Source organism: Roseibium sp., from assembly GCF_965233565.1.
Lineage (GTDB): Bacteria > Pseudomonadota > Alphaproteobacteria > Rhizobiales > Stappiaceae > Roseibium.
Map to the genome: position 1 here is coordinate 182,701 of NZ_OZ247494.1, position 15,799 is coordinate 198,499.

Annotated in this window: 16 protein-coding genes; 3 read left to right on the top strand and 13 right to left on the bottom strand. The window is 60.4% G+C overall.

Annotated elements, in window-relative coordinates:
* Nucleotides 1-54 precede the first annotated feature (54 nt).
* From ACO6TG_RS00800 to ACO6TG_RS00850, 11 genes are all read right to left on the bottom strand, one after another.
* Nucleotides 55-480: an acyl-CoA thioesterase gene (locus ACO6TG_RS00800; RefSeq protein WP_094070817.1), complete on the bottom strand. Its 426-nt coding sequence runs from the start codon at nucleotides 478-480 to the stop codon at nucleotides 55-57.
* Nucleotides 477-842 carry a gamma-glutamylcyclotransferase family protein gene (locus ACO6TG_RS00805; protein WP_422376456.1) on the bottom strand — a complete coding sequence of 122 codons (366 nt, stop codon included), beginning with the start codon at nucleotides 840-842 and terminating at the stop codon, nucleotides 477-479. Before ACO6TG_RS00805 ends, ACO6TG_RS00800 begins: the two co-directional genes overlap by 4 nt.
* Before the next feature lie 21 nt (nucleotides 843-863).
* Nucleotides 864-1,103 (bottom strand): GlsB/YeaQ/YmgE family stress response membrane protein, encoded by a 240-nt coding sequence (locus ACO6TG_RS00810; protein ID WP_094070818.1) that lies wholly within the window; start codon nucleotides 1,101-1,103, stop codon nucleotides 864-866.
* Between the two features lie 8 nt (nucleotides 1,104-1,111).
* Nucleotides 1,112-1,438, bottom strand: a complete 327-nt coding sequence (locus tag ACO6TG_RS00815) for a hypothetical protein (protein ID WP_422376457.1) — start codon at nucleotides 1,436-1,438, stop codon at nucleotides 1,112-1,114.
* A 291-nt stretch (nucleotides 1,439-1,729) separates the two neighbouring features.
* Nucleotides 1,730-1,978: a GlsB/YeaQ/YmgE family stress response membrane protein gene (locus ACO6TG_RS00820; protein ID WP_422376458.1), complete on the bottom strand. Its 249-nt coding sequence runs from the start codon at nucleotides 1,976-1,978 to the stop codon at nucleotides 1,730-1,732.
* A 122-nt stretch (nucleotides 1,979-2,100) separates the two neighbouring features.
* Nucleotides 2,101-2,379, bottom strand: a complete 279-nt coding sequence (locus tag ACO6TG_RS00825; protein ID WP_422376459.1) for a hypothetical protein — start codon at nucleotides 2,377-2,379, stop codon at nucleotides 2,101-2,103.
* A 53-nt stretch (nucleotides 2,380-2,432) separates the two neighbouring features.
* Nucleotides 2,433-3,881 (bottom strand): dihydrolipoyl dehydrogenase, encoded by a 1,449-nt coding sequence (gene lpdA, locus ACO6TG_RS00830; RefSeq protein WP_422376460.1) that lies wholly within the window; start codon nucleotides 3,879-3,881, stop codon nucleotides 2,433-2,435.
* 77 nt (nucleotides 3,882-3,958) lie between these two features.
* Nucleotides 3,959-5,278: a pyruvate dehydrogenase complex dihydrolipoamide acetyltransferase gene (locus ACO6TG_RS00835; RefSeq protein ID WP_422376461.1), complete on the bottom strand. Its 1,320-nt coding sequence runs from the start codon at nucleotides 5,276-5,278 to the stop codon at nucleotides 3,959-3,961.
* A gap of 16 nt (nucleotides 5,279-5,294) precedes the next feature.
* Nucleotides 5,295-6,671: a pyruvate dehydrogenase complex E1 component subunit beta gene (locus tag ACO6TG_RS00840; protein ID WP_422376462.1), complete on the bottom strand. Its 1,377-nt coding sequence runs from the start codon at nucleotides 6,669-6,671 to the stop codon at nucleotides 5,295-5,297.
* 14 nt (nucleotides 6,672-6,685) lie between these two features.
* Nucleotides 6,686-7,606, bottom strand: coding sequence for a pyruvate dehydrogenase (acetyl-transferring) E1 component subunit alpha (pdhA, locus tag ACO6TG_RS00845; RefSeq protein WP_247646266.1), 921 nt, complete (start codon nucleotides 7,604-7,606; stop codon nucleotides 6,686-6,688).
* Nucleotides 7,607-7,909: 303 nt separating this feature from the next.
* Nucleotides 7,910-8,251, bottom strand: coding sequence for an FtsB family cell division protein (locus ACO6TG_RS00850; protein WP_247646197.1), 342 nt, complete (start codon nucleotides 8,249-8,251; stop codon nucleotides 7,910-7,912).
* A gap of 151 nt (nucleotides 8,252-8,402) precedes the next feature.
* Here ACO6TG_RS00850 and ACO6TG_RS00855 point away from each other — a divergent pair, with 151 nt between their 5' ends.
* Nucleotides 8,403-9,023, top strand: coding sequence for a protein-L-isoaspartate(D-aspartate) O-methyltransferase (locus ACO6TG_RS00855; protein ID WP_422376463.1), 621 nt, complete (start codon nucleotides 8,403-8,405; stop codon nucleotides 9,021-9,023).
* A gap of 201 nt (nucleotides 9,024-9,224) precedes the next feature.
* Here the strand turns inward: ACO6TG_RS00855 and mfd are convergent, their stop codons facing one another.
* Entirely contained in the window at nucleotides 9,225-12,710 is a 3,486-nt protein-coding gene (mfd, locus tag ACO6TG_RS00860; protein WP_422376464.1) for a transcription-repair coupling factor, read from the bottom strand.
* 18 nt (nucleotides 12,711-12,728) lie between these two features.
* Nucleotides 12,729-13,046, bottom strand: coding sequence for a succinate dehydrogenase assembly factor 2 (locus tag ACO6TG_RS00865; protein ID WP_422376465.1), 318 nt, complete (start codon nucleotides 13,044-13,046; stop codon nucleotides 12,729-12,731).
* Between the two features lie 227 nt (nucleotides 13,047-13,273).
* Between ACO6TG_RS00865 and recG the strand changes: the two genes are divergently transcribed.
* Nucleotides 13,274-15,376, top strand: a complete 2,103-nt coding sequence (gene recG / locus ACO6TG_RS00870) for an ATP-dependent DNA helicase RecG (RefSeq protein WP_422376466.1) — start codon at nucleotides 13,274-13,276, stop codon at nucleotides 15,374-15,376.
* A 48-nt stretch (nucleotides 15,377-15,424) separates the two neighbouring features.
* Nucleotides 15,425-15,775 carry a YrhB domain-containing protein gene (locus ACO6TG_RS00875; RefSeq protein WP_422376467.1) on the top strand — a complete coding sequence of 117 codons (351 nt, stop codon included), beginning with the start codon at nucleotides 15,425-15,427 and terminating at the stop codon, nucleotides 15,773-15,775.
* The last annotated feature ends 24 nt before the right edge of the window (nucleotides 15,776-15,799 follow it).

Genomic DNA, 15,799 nt, shown 5'->3' on the forward strand with positions numbered 1-15,799 from the left:
GCCTTAAGTGTCGTTATTCCCTTGAAAGGTCAAGTCATAATGGTGCCAAGCCAGCTATGTGCTTAATGCAGGCCTGACGAGCTGTTCCAGCCGCGCGCGGGCCCGAGCCGTCAATGGATGAGACTTGCGCGTGGCCTCGTTCATCTGCACGATCACGGTGACGGCCCTGGCGACCGGTTTGCCGTTCTGGAACACTTGCTGAAACAGTTTGAACGAGCTGCGGCCGATCTCATGTACCGCTGTTCCGATCTCGACCTCTCCCGGCCAGTTCACTTCGGCCAGAAAATCGAGTTCCAGACGCGCAATCACAAAGGCTGCCCCTTCATCGGCCAGCTCTTCCCCATAGATGACTTCCACACGGCCGGTTTCCAGAAAGGTCGCGAAAACCGCGTTGTTGACATGGCCCTGCCGGTCCGTATCGGCGTAGCGCAATTTGTCCGTCGTTCGGATGGCAAAGGCCTTGAGCCCGATATCGGTCATTCCACCCCGTTCCCCTGATGCTGGCCGGCAATGACATAAATCGACGCCATCACCTCCCTGCCCTCACAAATAACTGTCACGGATACACGCTCGTAGCCGCTGCCTTCGAACGCATCCAGACGCGCCCAGTGGCCCGGAAGATCATGTGATTCAAGAACATGAACCTCAATCTCGCCGCCAGTCTCTTCAAGGATCAGACCGGGATACCCCATGGCAGCACCCCAACCCGCTTCAACCAGGCGCCCCCGCACGGTACCGACGCTCCAGGTGCCTGCGAGTTCTTCCACCTGGTGATAGTTGGCCCGCCCCGGCGCAAGCGTCCCGTAGGTTGCAAGGCGGGTTTCAGCGCTGTGATCCGGCATTTTCATCGGCTCTTGATCCGACTAGCCGCGTATTTTCTTCCAGAGAAACAGGAACAGGATCGCGCCGACCGTCGCCAGCACCAGCTGGTCGAAAATGCCTCCGGTGATCTGCAGGCGGAACATTTCAGCCAGTTTACCGCCGATCAGCGCACCGATCAGACCGACCACCAGACTGCCGAGAAAACCACCCCGGCTATTGAGCACCCGGTGCGCCACCGCACCCGCGATCAGACCGATGATGATAGCGATGATCAGACCCATGTTTGCCTCTATCCGTCGTTGATCCAGGAAGCTGTCAGCAGGACGTTATTCGGCAATCCGATCCGCTTCAAGCTGTCACGGAGCATCTCCATGGAATGGCCTGCCAGTCCAGTCCCAACGGGTGTCAGATGAAAAACCTCGTTCGGATTGTCGCGTGCATATTGAACGAATCGCTCAAGCGCCGGTTCGATCTCGGTCCATTCCAGGCGCTCAAGTTTCTTTCCCTTTGTCGGGATGGCGTAGGCACTGCCCGTAGGTCCTTCACCGACGCCCTGCTCTGCGCCAAAGTGCTTCTTTGCATAGAGTGCAGCGCCCTTGCCATGACGCCCCGCCATATTTGATCCAAATACGAAAATTGCCAAATCGATCTAACCCAAGGTTCTGCGCCGAACGGTGAAAAGGCGAAAAACCGAAGACCGCTGTGATCATCACATAATTGGTTTCTGTCTATACGCCGGCCCCGTATTCCAAAACCGGCTTTGCGCCAAGTGCCGCACCGACCAAACCGAACAAGAAGCCGTCGTATAACATGTTCGGCGGCAACGCTCTCTTCCCCATTTCCCGGACAAAAGGTTCGATAATTTGGGGAAGTACAAGCGGGGCGATAATACCGCCGCTGCCCAGCCTCAGGCGATCAGTCGCGCCAGCAAGACAACCACGATCGCACCGACGGCGGCGACGACGATTTCGTTCATCCAGACATTACCAAGATTGAGATTGATGCCGGCCAGCTTGAACAGGAAACCGCCGACAAAAGCGCCGATCAGACCGGTGATCAGGTAGCGCACCAGACCGCCGCCGCCAACCACGATGCTTGCCAGCCACCCCGCCAGAATACCGATGGCGACCCAGACCAAAATTGCTTTGACATCCATAATCGAAGGCTCCCTTTCCCCCTGAACCCGGTCAGCCTAACGTTACCCTATTCAGGGCGCGCGTCCAGTTGGGATATCCTGAAAATTGTCGAGGCATGCCCCGCATGTCCTATCGCTGGGGCTCAGCCTTCCAGCTTCTCTGCAGCATCTGCAATCAACTGTTCCACTTCCGGATCCCGACACTGGAAATGCCGGTGGAGATCCAGCACAACAAGCGCTGGTGCAAGCTCCCGGAGAGTCTTCAGGGCCTCCGCGCGCAATTCAGCGTCGCCGGATTGCATGAGTTCGATATTCTTCAGCGCAGCGAAAATCGTACCCTTGCGGACACGTACGCCTCGGATGGTCGTGAAATCCTGGCCGTCCGGTAGAACATCTTCCGGTCGAGTACCCTGACCCGTCATTGCGTCGCTCCGAAAGAAGCCCCGGCAGAACACCCCGCCGGGGCTTGATTCAATCAGGCATTCAGAACCTTGCCATAGGCATCGAGCACCGCTTCCTTCATCATTTCCGACAGGGTCGGATGCGGGAAGATCGTGTGCATCAGTTCTTCTTCGGTCGTCTCCAGGTTCATGGCGACAACAAAGCCCTGGATCAGTTCAGTCACTTCCGCACCGCACATATGTGCGCCCAGAAGCTCTCCGGTCTTCTTGTCGAAGATCACCTTGATCATGCCGTTGTCTTCGCCAAGGGCGATGGCCTTGCCGTTGGCATTGAACATGTAGCGGCCGACACGAATGTCGCGGCCCTGCTCCTTGGCCTTGGCTTCCGTCAACCCGACAGAAGCAACCTGCGGGTTACAATAGGTGCAGCCCGGGATCTTGCCGTGATCCATGGCATGCACACCCGGCACACCGGCAATCTTCTCGATGCAGATCACGCCTTCATGCTCGGCCTTGTGGGCCAGCATCGGCGGGCCGGCAACGTCACCAATGGCGTAAATGCCCGGGACGTTGGTCCGGCCATAGTCGTCAATGACAACACAGCCGCGGTCGGTTTTGACGCCAAGCGTTTCCAAGCCGATATTCTCGATATTGCCCTGAACCCCGACAGCTGAAATCAGATGGTCCGCCGTAATCTGGCTGACCTTGCCGTCTTTGGTCTCCACATGGGCGGTGATGGAATTCGCCGCCTTGTCGACCTTGGTCACCTTGGCTTCGGTGATGATCTTCAGGCCGCGCTTTTCCAGCGCCTTGCGGGCGAATTTCGAGATTTCCGCGTCTTCGACCGGCATCACGTTCGGCATCAGTTCCACGACCGTAACGTCGACACCCATGGAGCGGTAGAAGGATGCGAATTCGATACCAATGGCGCCGGAGCCCATGACGACGAGCGACTTCGGCATCTTGGCCGGTTTCATCGCCTCGAAATAGGTCCAGATCAGCTTGCCATCGGGCTCGATGCCCGGCAGGGCGCGCGGACGGGCGCCAGTGGCAACAATGATGTGCTTGGCTGTGTAGGTGCCCTCACCCTTGACGCCTTTCGGCACCGGATGTTGCGGCTCGACCGCCGGCTTGGACGGTTTGCCGACAACGAGTTCACCCGGCTTGGTGAGCTTGGCCTCGCCCCAGATCACGTCGATCTTGTTTTTCTTCATCAGGAAACCGACGCCGCCATTCAGCCGTGCGGAGACGCCACGCGAACGGGCAACGACATCCTTGACGTCGGCCTTCATGGTGCCTTCCAGCGTCAGGCCGAAGCTCTTGGCGTGATTGGCATGATCGAAGATTTCGGCGGAGCGCAGCAACGCCTTGGTCGGAATACAGCCCCAGTTGAGGCAGATGCCGCCCAGATGCTCGCGTTCGACAATGGCGGTCTTGAAGCCCAGTTGGGCAGACCGGATCGCGGTGACGTAACCGCCCGGCCCGGAGCCGATGATGATCACGTCGTAATTGGTGTCAGCCATGGTGTTTTCCCCGGCACAAGAAGTCTTCAGTCAAAAACGGCGCGGCGTTGCCGCCGCGCCGGAGAGCTTGGCCGTCGTCAGACCAGCATGCTCATCGGATTTTCGATGTAGCCCTTGAAGGCCTTGAGCAGTTCCGCACCCAGTGCCCCGTCCACGCAGCGGTGGTCGGTGGACAGCGTCACGGACATGACGGTCGCCACAGCCAGTTCGCCGTCCTTCACCACCGGGCGCTTTTCACCGGCACCAACGGCCAGGATGGTCGCATGCGGCGGATTGACGACCGCGGAGAAGTTCTTCACGCCCATCATGCCCATGTTGGAGACCGCGGTGGTGCCGCCCTGGTACTCTTCCGGCTTCAGCTTCCGCTCCTTGGCCCGCTTGCCGTAATCCTTCATCTCGTTGGAAATGACGGACAGCGGCTTTTCTTCCGCACGGCGGATGATCGGGGTGATCAGACCGCCCGGAATGGAAACCGCAACGCCGACATCGGCATGCTTGTGCATGACCATGTTGTCGTCGGTCCAGGAGACGTTCGCATCCGGAACATCGCGCAGCGCCAGAGCCAGGGCCTTGATGGTCATGTCGTTGACCGAGAGCTTATAGGCCGGTTTGCCGTCCTTATCGGTGGCAGCCGCGCCATTGAGCTGGGCCCTGAGCGCCAGCAGCGCATCCAGTTCGCAGTCCACGGAAACATAGAAATGCGGGATGGTCTGCTTGGATTCCGTCAGGCGCTTGGCAATGGTCTTGCGCATGCCGTCATGCGGCACGAGCTCGTAGCTGTCCTCGTCGAACAATTTCAGAACCTGGTCCGCGGACGGGCCGGTGGCCGGAGCCGCAGCAGCAGCCTTCGGAGCTTCGGCAGCCGCCGGAGCGGCCTTGCCGGTTCCGGCCGCAACAGCCGCCTCGATGTCGCGCTTGATGATCCGACCATGCGGGCCGGTTCCGGCCAGCGCCTTCAGGTCGAGACCGTTGAGCTGTGCCAGACGGCGTGCCAGCGGCGAGGCAAAGATGCGTGAGCCATCGGCCGCAGCCGGCGTCGGGCCGGCAGGTGCAGGAGCAGCCGGTGCCGGAGCAGCAGCTGCTGCCGGTGCGGGCGCAGCGGCAGCCGGAGCAGGTGCAGCCCCACCGGAGGTGTCGATGGCACTGGCGTCTTCACCGTCTTCCAGAAGCACGGCGATCAGTTCGTTGACCTTCACACCTTCTGTACCGGCAGCGACGACGATCTTGCCGACCTTGCCTTCGTCAACGGCTTCCACTTCCATGGTCGCCTTGTCGGTTTCGATCTCGGCGATGACATCACCGGCGGAAACCTGATCGCCTTCCTGAACCAGCCATTTGGCCAGGTTGCCCTCCTCCATGGTCGGAGAAAGGGCCGGCATGGTGATATTGATTGGCATATCCGTGTCCCTCGCCTCAGGCTGTGTAGGTGACGGCCTTAACCGCGTCGATGACTTCCGGAACGCTCGGCAGGGCCAGCTTTTCCAGGTTGGCGGCGTAAGGCATCGGTACGTCCTTGCCGGTCACGCGCAGGATCGGCGCATCGAGATAGTCGAAGGCCTTTTCCTGGACCTGGAAGGCGATTTCCGAAGAGACCGAACACATCGGGAAGGCTTCTTCCACCGTGACGATCCGGCCGGTCTTGCGGACCGAGGCCAGCACCGTGTCGATGTCCAGCGGACGGATCGTGCGCAGGTTGATGACCTCCGCCGAGATGCCCATTGCGGCCAGCTCATCGGCGGCCTGCAACGTGTAGGTCATGCCGATGCCCCAGGACACCAGCGTGACGTCGGTGCCGCCGCGCTCGACTTTGGCCTTGCCGATCGGCAGGACGAAGTCGTCCATGTCCGGGATCTCGAAGGAGTGACCGTAAAGGATCTCGTTCTCGAGGAAGATCACCGGGTTCGGGTCACGGATCGCGGCTTTCAGGAGACCCTTGGCGTCCGCTGCCGAATAGGGCTGGATCACCTTCAGGCCCGGCACGTGAGCATACCAGGAAGCATAATCCTGGGAGTGCTGCGCGCCAACACGGGCCGCCGCGCCGTTCGGACCGCGGAACACGATCGGTGCACCCATCTGGCCACCGGACATGTAAAGCGTCTTGGCGGCGGAGTTGATGATCTGGTCGATCGCCTGCATGGCGAAGTTGAAGGTCATGAACTCGACGATCGGCTTCAGGCCGGCCATGGCCGCGCCAACACCAAGACCGCCAAATCCATGTTCGGTGATCGGCGTGTCGATGACGCGCTTGGCCGAAAACTCGTCAAGCAGGCCCTGGGTGATCTTGTAGGCGCCCTGATATTCGGCGACTTCCTCACCCATGATGAAGACATCCGCATCCCGGCGCATTTCTTCCGCCATGGCATCGCGCAGCGCTTCACGCACGGTGGAGGACTTCATTGCGGTGCCGGCCGGAATTTCCGGATCTTCAGCGGGCTCGGAGGCAACCGGTGCGGCAGGAGCGGCCGGTGCTGCGGGCGCTTCGGCAGCAGCCGGAGCCGGAGCGGCAGCCGGTGCAGCTGCGGCCGTGTCGATGGCACTGGCATCTTCGCCATCGGCCAGGAGAACGGCGATCCTCTCGTTGACCTTGACGTTGTCAGTACCTTCGGCCACCAGGATCTTGCCCATGGTGCCTTCGTCGACAGCTTCCACTTCCATGGTGGCCTTGTCGGTCTCGATTTCGGCGATCACGTCGCCCGCGGTGACAGCGTCGCCTTCGGCTTTCAGCCACTTGGCGAGTTTACCTTCTTCCATTGTCGGCGAAAGCGCCGGCATCAAAATGTCAATCGGCATGATAATCCCCGGCGTTAGAGCAGAATGTCGGTGTAGAGCTCGGAAGCATCCGGCTCCGGATCGGTCTGGGCGAATTCAGCCGCCTCGGCGACCTTCGCCCGGACGTCCTTGTCGATGGCCTTGAGGTCATCCTCCGTTGCCCATTCCTTTTCCAGAAGCCGTGCACGGACCTGCTCGATCGGGTCATGCTCGGTACGCATTTTCTGGACTTCGTCCTTGGAGCGGTATTTCGCCGGGTCGGACATGGAGTGGCCGCGATAGCGGTAGGTGATCATTTCAAGGATGTAGGGGCCCTTGCCGTCCCGGCACCATTTCAGGGCCTTTTCGGACGCAGCCATGACGGCGCGGACATCCATGCCATCGACCTGCTCACCCGGAATGCCGAAGGAGGCACCGCGCTGGGAAAGGTCCGTCGTGGCGGAGGCGCGGGCCACGCTGGTGCCCATGCCGTATTTGTTGTTCTCGATCACATAGACTACCGGAAGCTTCCAGAGCTCGGCCATGTTAAAGCTTTCATAGACTTGGCCCTGGTTGGAAGCGCCATCGCCGAAGAAGGCCATCGCGACGTTGCCGTTCTCGCGATACTTGTTGGCAAAGCCGAGGCCGGTGCCGAGCGACACCTGCGCGCCGACAATGCCGTGGCCGCCATAGAAATGCTTCTCCTTGGAGAACATGTGCATGGAGCCGCCCTTGCCCTTCGACAGGCCGCCGCGGCGTCCGGTCAGCTCGGCCATGACGCCCTTCGGGTCGAGATCCATGGCCAGCATGTGGCCGTGGTCGCGATAGCCGGTGATCATCTGATCGCCGTCCTTCTTGGCCATCTGCATACCGACGACGACAGCTTCCTGTCCGATATACAAATGACAAAATCCGCCGATAAGGCCCATGCCGTACAATTGTCCGGCTTTTTCCTCAAATCGGCGGATCAGAAGCATTTCGCGGTAGGCGTGGAGTTCCTGGTCCTTATCGAACTCGGTGATCGCAGGCTTCGCCTTCTTGGCAGAGCTGCGGGTCCGGCTTGTGCTCTTGGAGCTAGCGGAAGTGGTCTTTGATGCTGCGGCCATAACCCTCTTCTCGGCGTGACGTTTCCCCTAAGACAGGTAGGAGCAACTTATCCTGTAGCCGCTGTCAATCCAATCCGTGAATCTCGCACTGCGAAACGCACTTTATGCATTGTAAAAGAAGAGGAATTTAGATCTTAACTGAAATTCTGTTAAGTAGTAGAATTCAACCGAAATTCAGTTTACGCCGTAACGGTGTCCCGGACGCAGCACAACAAGCTCGTTCGTATGCACCAGATTAAGGTTGAGGCGTGCCCGTTCGTCCAGCATGTCGGGATCCAGGCTCTCGGGCCGAAGCAGGCTGACACGGGCGACAAGCTCTTCCCGTTCCGCTGTCAGGGTTGCAAGTTCGGCCTCCAGTTCGGAGACTTGCCGTTCGATCATCGCACGGCCGACCATGCCCAGTTCGCCGCTCATGGCATGAAAGCCGAAATATCCGAGCGCGGCAATGGCGATCACGGGCGTGATCAGGCGACGAAGAAAGGATTGTTTCCGCTGACGGGTGGCTGCTCGTGGCACTCTTTGGACCTTAACGCTGAACTCTGGTCTCTTGGTTCCATCACTATGCGGTTTTAGGTTTAATAGAGTCTTGAGACGGCAAGTTATTGCCCGACAAATTCACAGCCAGTGGGTCGACGTGATGGATCCCTTTGCCAGCGTACGCAGAGACATGGTTGAAACGCAGCTCAGGCGCCGCGGCATCAGGGATGAACGCGTTCTCGCCGCGATGGAAAAGGTTCCAAGGCATCTCTTCGTCCCAGAAGACCTTCAACACCGCGCCTATTGGGACGGCCCCTTGCCGATCGGACATGGACAGACCATCTCGCAGCCCTATGTCGTTGCATTGACTTGCGAATTGCTTGAACTCTCCTCAACCGACTCGGTGCTCGATATCGGCACGGGATCGGGCTACGCCGCAGCAATCCTGGCAGAACTCGCCGCTCACATTGTCAGCATCGAACGTCTTCCCGAGCTGGTCCAACTCGCCCGGGACAATCTGGCGGCGGCCGGTTGCAACAATGTCGAGGTTCAGTGCGCTGATGGCACCTTGGGGTATCCGGACGAAGCTCCGTTCGACGCCATCGCCGTTGCCGCCGCCGCACCGGACGTTCCCGTTTCCCTGAAGGCACAACTCAAGGACGGTGGCCGATTGGTCCTTCCGGTCGGCCCCTCCCGGCACCTGCAGGATCTGGTGCGGGTGAGACGAACTTCAGAGGGCGACTTCAGGACGGACAATCTCGGCGGTGTCGCCTATGTGCCGCTTGTCGGCGCCGAAGGATGGGCGGATTAGAACCGAGCCTCGCATATCACACGCCTGCTCGATTGTTGCATCGCTGGCCAGCCAAAAAACTGTCATCCCGGCCAAGCGCAGCGCGAGCCGGAACCCGGGACGCCCGGACAGATCCTGGTATTCTTCAACCTGCGATGAACAATCCCGGTTTCCCGCTTTCGCGGGAATGACACTTCGTTTTTCCGCCGGTAATCGGCGAAACTATGCCGCCGCCAGCCGCGCCAGTTTGGTCAGAACCGTCGCCGTGCCCTTCAGCCGAGAATCCGTCTTTTCCCAATCCCGCGTCAGAACGATCTTCTGGTCCGGGCGGATCTTGGCGAGCACACCCTGTTCGGCAATGTAGGAGACTAGCCCCGCCGGGTTTGCGAATTCGGAGTTCCGGAAGGCAATGACGACACCCTTCGGTCCGGCATCGACCTTTTCGACATTGGCTTTGCGGCAGAGCCCTTTGATGTAGACGATCTTCAGAAGATGCTGGACTTCGTCCGGCAACGGGCCGAAACGGTCGATCAGTTCCGCGCCAAAAGCATCGATTTCTTCTGCTTCGGTGACATCGCCCAGGCGCCGGTAGAGCTGCAGGCGCAGCTGCAGATCGCCGACATAGTCTTCCGGAATCAGCACCGGCGTGCCGATATTGATCTGCGGTGACCATTTTTCATCGCCGAAATCCGCACCACCGTCCTTCAGCTGGGCGACGGCCTCTTCCAGCATCTGCTGGTAGAGTTCGAAACCGACTTCCTTGATATGGCCGGACTGCTCTTCGCCAAGCAGGTTCCCTGCCCCGCGAATGTCGAGGTCGTGGCTGGCGAGCTGGAAACCGGCCCCGAGTGTTTCCAGCGACTGCAGCACCTTCAGGCGCCGTTCGGCTGTTGCCGTCAGGGTCTTGTTGGCCGGCACGGTAAAGAGCGCATAGGCCCGCGTCTTGGAGCGGCCGACGCGGCCGCGCAGCTGGTAGAGCTGCGCCAGACCGAACATGTCGGCCCGGTGCACGATCAGCGTGTTGGCCGTCGGAATATCGAGCCCCGATTCGACAATCGTGGTCGACAGGAGAACGTTGTACTTGCCTTCATAAAAGGCATTCATCACGTCTTCCAGCTCGCCGGGTGGCATCTGGCCATGTGCGACCGCCACCTTCAGCTCCGGCACCTGCTCTTCCAGAAATTCCCGCCGCTCGGCGAGATCGGACAGGCGCGGACAGACATAAAAGCTCTGCCCGCCGCGATAATGCTCGCGCAGCAACGCTTCTCGCACCACCAGCGGGTCAAAGGGCGAGACAAACGTGCGCACAGCCAGCCGGTCCACCGGCGGTGTTGCGATCAGCGACAGCTCGCGAACGCCCGTCAGGGCGAGCTGCAAGGTCCGCGGGATCGGAGTGGCCGACAGGGTCAGCACATGGACATCCGACTTCAGTTCCTTCAGCCGCTCCTTGTGCTTGACGCCGAAATGCTGCTCTTCGTCGATGATCAGCAGGCCGAGATCCCGGAATTCGATGGATTTGCCAAGCAGCGCATGCGTGCCGACAACAATGTCGACCGAACCATCGGCAATGCCCTTTTTGGTCTGGGTCAGTTGCCGGGCCGGCACCAGCCGGGAAGCATGGGCAACATTGATCGGCAGGCCGTGAAAACGCTCGGAAAAGGTCCGGAAATGCTGGCGCGCCAGAAGGGTCGTCGGCACCACCACGGCAACCTGGCGGCCGGACATCGCAGCAATGAAGGCGGCCCGAAGCGCCACTTCCGTCTTGCCGAAGCCGACATCGCCGCACACCAGCCGGTCCATCGGACGGCCGGCAGCCAGATCGTCGAAGACGGCATCGATGGCGGTGAGCTGGTCGTCGGTTTCCTCGTACGGAAAACGGGTCGCGAATTCATCGTAGACCCCTTCCGGGGTCTCCACCACTGGCGCCGTCTTGAGCGCCCGTTCCGCCGCAGTCTTGATCAACCCGTCGGCAATCTCGAGGATGCGTTTCTTGAGTTTGGCCTTGCGCGCCTGCCAGGCGCCGCCGCCCAGCTTGTCGAGCTGCGCTTCCTGGTCTTCCGACCCATAGCGCGACAAAAGCTCGATATTCTCGACCGGCAGGTAGAGCTTGTCACCGCCCGCATATTGCAGTTCCAGACAATCATGCGGGGCGCCGACTGCCTCGATGGTCTTCAGGCCGATGAAACGGCCGATACCATGTTCGACATGGACAACAAGGTCGCCTTCCGACAGGCCGGTCGCCTCGGTGATGACATTGGCGCCCTTGGCCTTGCGGCGCGACTTGCGCACCAGCCGGTCCCCCAGGATGTCCTGCTCGCCGACAAAGGCGATGTCCTTCAGTTCGAACCCGTGTTCGATGCCGAGAATGCAAAGGGCCGTGGTCTTGGCAGGCAGATCAGAAATCTGGGCCAGGGTTTCGACTTCCTGTACCGCGCCAAGACCATGATCACCCAGGATCTGGCCAAGCCGGTCGCGGGAGCCTTCCGACCAACAGGCGATTACCGTGCGCTTGCCGTTCTTCTGCAGTTCCCGGACATGGGTCGTCAGGGCATCGAAGATATTGACATCGCCAGCGGCCCGTTCAGCGGCAAAGCTGCGCCCCTGCCGGCCTTCCAGTTCAATGATGGTCTTGCCGCTGCCCGGTGGCGGCGTGAACGGGTCGAGCGCAGCGGTGGCCCGGTCAGCGACAGCCGCCGTCCATTCTCCTTCGGAGAGATAGAGGCTTGCCGGCTCGACCGGCATGTAAGGGACGTTGCCGGCGCCCGTGCCCATTTCGCGCGCTTCCTGACGCGCCTGGTAATACTCCTGAACCTGCTCGGAACGTTCACGCACCGCGTCCGCGGCGCTCGCATCCAGCACCACCGGTGTCTCGCCGATATAGTCGAACAGTGTTTCAAGCCGTTCGTGGAACAGGGGCAGCCAGTGTTCCATCCCCGCATAACGGCGACCGTCGCTGATCGACTGATAAAGCACGTCTTCGCGGCTGGCGGCGCCAAAACTGGCCAGGTAGGAGCGGCGGAAGCGTGAAATGGCCTCTTCCGACAAGACCACTTCGCTCATCGGCACAAGGTCGAGCCGCTTGAGCTGCTTTGACGTGCGCTGTGTCTCCGCATTGAACGAGCGGATCGATTCCAAAGTGTCGCCAAAGAAATCGAGCCGAACCGGTTCTTCCGATCCGGGCGCAAACAGGTCGACGATGCCGCCGCGCACAGCATATTCCCCGGTCTCGCGAACCGTCGGGGTTCGAGAAAACCCGTTGCGCTCCATCCAGCCGGAAATCGCTTCCATGTCCACCTGATTGCCCGGCGCCATGGAAAAGGTCTGGTCTGCCATGAAGGACCGTTCAGGCATGCGCTGGAGGGCGGCATTCAGGGTTGTCAGCAAAACGGTCTTCCGGCCGGGCTTGATCCCGCGCGCAAGCTGCCCGAGCGCCAGCAGTCTCCGCGCGCTGATGGCCGTATTGGGAGACACCCGGTCATAGGGCAGACAGTCCCAGGCGGGAAGCTGAAGCACATCTACGGTTGGATCGAAAAAACCGAGCGCTTCGGTGATCATCGCCATGCGGGTCGCGTCACGGGCGATAAACACAAGCGACAGGCCATCTTCATTGCTCTCGCGCAGCAAACGCGCCAGCGCAAAGCTTTCAGCCCCGTCCGGCACGCCGGCAAGCGTGACGTTGGCGCGGTCTTTCAGCAGCCTGTCAAACACAGCTTCAGTCCTTGAATGTTATCGTGTGAACCCGGCTGGCCCGGTAGCTTCGTGATAGGCAATGATCCGGCGATAGAGCGGCCCGTCCCATTCCTGCGGCAACGGCTTGCGGCCGGTCATCCAGGCGTAGAGATCCTGGTCATGCGCCGTCAAAAGATGTTCCAGTTCTAGCAGCTCATCTTCGCCCAGCCCGTCGATTTCGGCGTCGGCGAAACCACCGAGCAGCAGATCCATTTCCTTCATGCCACGGTGCCAGCAGCGGAACAGGATCTTCTTGCGTCTTGTGTCTCGTTCACCCTCAGGGGCACTGTCTTGGGAACCGGGCTTGTCGGACATGGAGGGCCTATTTGCAATTGCAGGCGCGGGCGAGACCCGCTTTGAAGGACCCTCACCGCACCGGATTTCATGATTTCGTAGCGGATATATAGCGGCAGTCAGACGGCTTGTCAGCGCCTTAGTTCACAGATTGTTCTATTTGTTTGCACTGGGCTCCGGCTTCGTGGCAGAACAGATGCACTTGTCCTTTGAACACCCGCTGATCCCGATAGGTAGACCTGCCAAGAATGCGTCCCCCGGTTCTCGATCCCCTGTTTGCGCCAGTCTCGACATTGCCCGGTATCGGGCCCAAAATTGCCAAGCTGGTTTCCGGACTGGTCGGCGCGCAGCCGGATCGCGATGCGACGGTCGCCGACCTGTTGTTTCATATCCCGCACAGCCTGATCGACCGGCGCCACCGGCCGGGGATTGCCTATTCGGAAAATGGTGACATCGTTACCCTGGATGTCATCATTGGCCGCCACCAGGCCCCGCCCCGGCACTCCAAGGCGCCCTACAAGATCAGTGCCCATGACGACACCGGGCAGATCAGCTTCGTCTTCTTTCATCCGCGCCGGGACTGGCTGGAAAAGACCTTTCCGGAAGGAGAAAGACGGATTGTCTCCGGCAAGGTCGAATGGTTCAACGACCGGCCACAGATGGTCCATCCGGACTATTCCCTGAAACCGGAAGAAGCGGCCGAGATGCCCGCGATCGAACCGGTCTACCCTCTGACCGGTGGTCTTGCGGCCAAGACCCTGCAAAAGGCTGTCCGGGCTGCGGTCGAGCGGCTGCCGAACTTGCCCGAATGGCTGGATGATGCCTATCTGCGCCAGAACAGCTGGCCGGATTTCACCGAGGCCCTGACGACGCTTCACGCACCGAAGGAACAGCAGGACATCGACCCGGCTTCGCCCTTCATGCAACGCCTGGCCTATGACGAACTTCTGGCCAGCCAGCTGGCGCTCGCCATGGTCCGAGCGCATATGAGAACCCTTGGCGGCGTGGCCCGACAGCCGAAAGGCGATCTGCAGCGGGCAGTGATCGGTGCCTTGCCCTTCCAGCTGACCGGCAGTCAGTCCAGGGCGATCGAGGAAATCAACGAGGACCTCGCCAAACCGGTGCGCATGCTGCGCCTGTTGCAGGGCGACGTCGGCGCCGGCAAGACGGTGGTCGCACTTGCCGCGCTCGCCCAGGTCATCGAGACAGGTGCCCAGGGCGGACTGATGGCGCCGACGGAAATCCTGGCGCGCCAGCACTATGCGTCCATGAAGCCGCTTTGTGACAAGGCCGGCATTCGACTTGCCCTGATGACCGGCAAGGACAGTCAGAAGGAACGCCGCAACCGGCAGGAGCAACTGGATGCGGGCGACATCGACCTGGTGGTCGGCACTCACGCCCTCTTCCAGGGCAGCGTCACTTTCAGGAATCTTGGCATGGTCGTTGTCGACGAACAGCATCGCTTCGGTGTTCACCAGCGGCTGGCGCTCTCGTCCAAGGGCCAGGGCGTCGATGTGCTGGTGATGACAGCCACCCCGATCCCGCGCACGCTGGTCCTTACCGGCTTCGGCGATATGGATGTCTCACGCCTCACTGACAAGCCCGCTGGCCGCAAACCGATCACAACAGTGTCCGTCTCACTCGACCGGCTGGACGAGATCATTTCCCGGGTCGGCGCAGCGATTGCAGACGGACAGAAAGTCTACTGGGTCTGCCCTCTGGTGGAGGAATCGGAAAAGATCGACCTGGCGGCCGTCGAAGACCGTCACCGGGTGCTGGAACACGCGCTCCGGCAAAAGGTGTCGTTGGTCCATGGCCGCATGAATGCTGACGAAAAAGACGCCGCCATGGCGGATTTCAAGTCCGGCGTCACCCGCGTTCTGGTGGCAACCACCGTGATTGAAGTCGGTGTCGATGTTCCCGATGCCACAATCATCGTCATCGAGCATGCCGAGCGCTTCGGCCTGGCCCAGCTGCACCAGCTGCGCGGACGGGTCGGACGCGGCGACAAGCCGTCTTCCTGTGTCCTGCTTTACAAGGGGCCGCTCGGCGAGACAGCCGGCGCCCGCCTCAACATCATGCGCGAGACCAATGACGGCTTCCTGATCGCCGAGGAAGACCTGAAGCTGCGCGGCGGCGGTGAAATCCTGGGCACGCGCCAGTCCGGCACGCCGGGGTTCCGGATCGCCCGGGCCGATGAGCATGCCGATCTGATGGAAGTCGCCCGGGACGACGCCCGACTGATTCTGGAGAAAGATCCGGATCTTGAGACGGATCGAGGTCAGGCCCTCCGCTGCCTGCTCTATCTGTTCGGCCGGGATGCGGCGATCCGGCTGCTAAGGGCGGGTTGATCTCCCTGCCATAAGAATGGAAGGATCAGTCAACCGGATGATCATGAGATGGTTTTGATTTCAACGGATGAAGCCCGGTCGATTGCACAACGGCAGATTGACCGTTGGAACCTTGAGCACAGGCTGCAAGCAGAACGACTGGATTTCAACTGGATTGAAATTTCCCTCTATCAGGCGCCCATTGCGGAAGGCAAATACGGCTGGGTCTTCGCTTATCAAAGTGTCGACTATCTCAAGTCCGGCCATTTCAGCGATATGCTTGCCGGCAACGCACCGCTTCTCGTCGAACGAACTTCGGGAAAACTGATCGAACTGGGAACGGCATATTCCGTTGAAACCTACGTCGAAAACCTGGAAAAGCGCGGCGATCCAAACAGCTTTGACGATGCCGCTTGTTAAGCAGACCGTTCCTAGATTTGTTCG

Bases quoted from the DNA above. Each gene is read 5' to 3' on its own strand.
- ACO6TG_RS00800 (WP_094070817.1), bottom strand. From the start codon at position 480: ATGACCGATATCGGGCTCAAGGCCTTTGCCATCCGAACGACGGACAAA.
- ACO6TG_RS00805 (WP_422376456.1), bottom strand. From the start codon at position 842: ATGCCGGATCACAGCGCTGAAACCCGCCTTGCAACCTACGGGACGCTT.
- ACO6TG_RS00810 (WP_094070818.1), bottom strand. From the start codon at position 1,103: ATGGGTCTGATCATCGCTATCATCATCGGTCTGATCGCGGGTGCGGTG.
- ACO6TG_RS00815 (WP_422376457.1), bottom strand. From the start codon at position 1,438: ATGGCGGGGCGTCATGGCAAGGGCGCTGCACTCTATGCAAAGAAGCAC.
- ACO6TG_RS00820 (WP_422376458.1), bottom strand. From the start codon at position 1,978: ATGGATGTCAAAGCAATTTTGGTCTGGGTCGCCATCGGTATTCTGGCG.
- ACO6TG_RS00825 (WP_422376459.1), bottom strand. From the start codon at position 2,379: ATGACGGGTCAGGGTACTCGACCGGAAGATGTTCTACCGGACGGCCAG.
- lpdA (WP_422376460.1), bottom strand. From the start codon at position 3,881: ATGGCTGACACCAATTACGACGTGATCATCATCGGCTCCGGGCCGGGC.
- ACO6TG_RS00835 (WP_422376461.1), bottom strand. From the start codon at position 5,278: ATGCCAATCAATATCACCATGCCGGCCCTTTCTCCGACCATGGAGGAG.
- ACO6TG_RS00840 (WP_422376462.1), bottom strand. From the start codon at position 6,671: ATGCCGATTGACATTTTGATGCCGGCGCTTTCGCCGACAATGGAAGAA.
- pdhA (WP_247646266.1), bottom strand. From the start codon at position 7,606: ATGCTTCTGATCCGCCGATTTGAGGAAAAAGCCGGACAATTGTACGGC.
- ACO6TG_RS00855 (WP_422376463.1), top strand. From the start codon at position 8,403: ATGGTTGAAACGCAGCTCAGGCGCCGCGGCATCAGGGATGAACGCGTT.
- ACO6TG_RS00865 (WP_422376465.1), bottom strand. From the start codon at position 13,046: ATGTCCGACAAGCCCGGTTCCCAAGACAGTGCCCCTGAGGGTGAACGA.
- recG (WP_422376466.1), top strand. From the start codon at position 13,274: ATGCGTCCCCCGGTTCTCGATCCCCTGTTTGCGCCAGTCTCGACATTG.
- ACO6TG_RS00875 (WP_422376467.1), top strand. From the start codon at position 15,425: ATGGTTTTGATTTCAACGGATGAAGCCCGGTCGATTGCACAACGGCAG.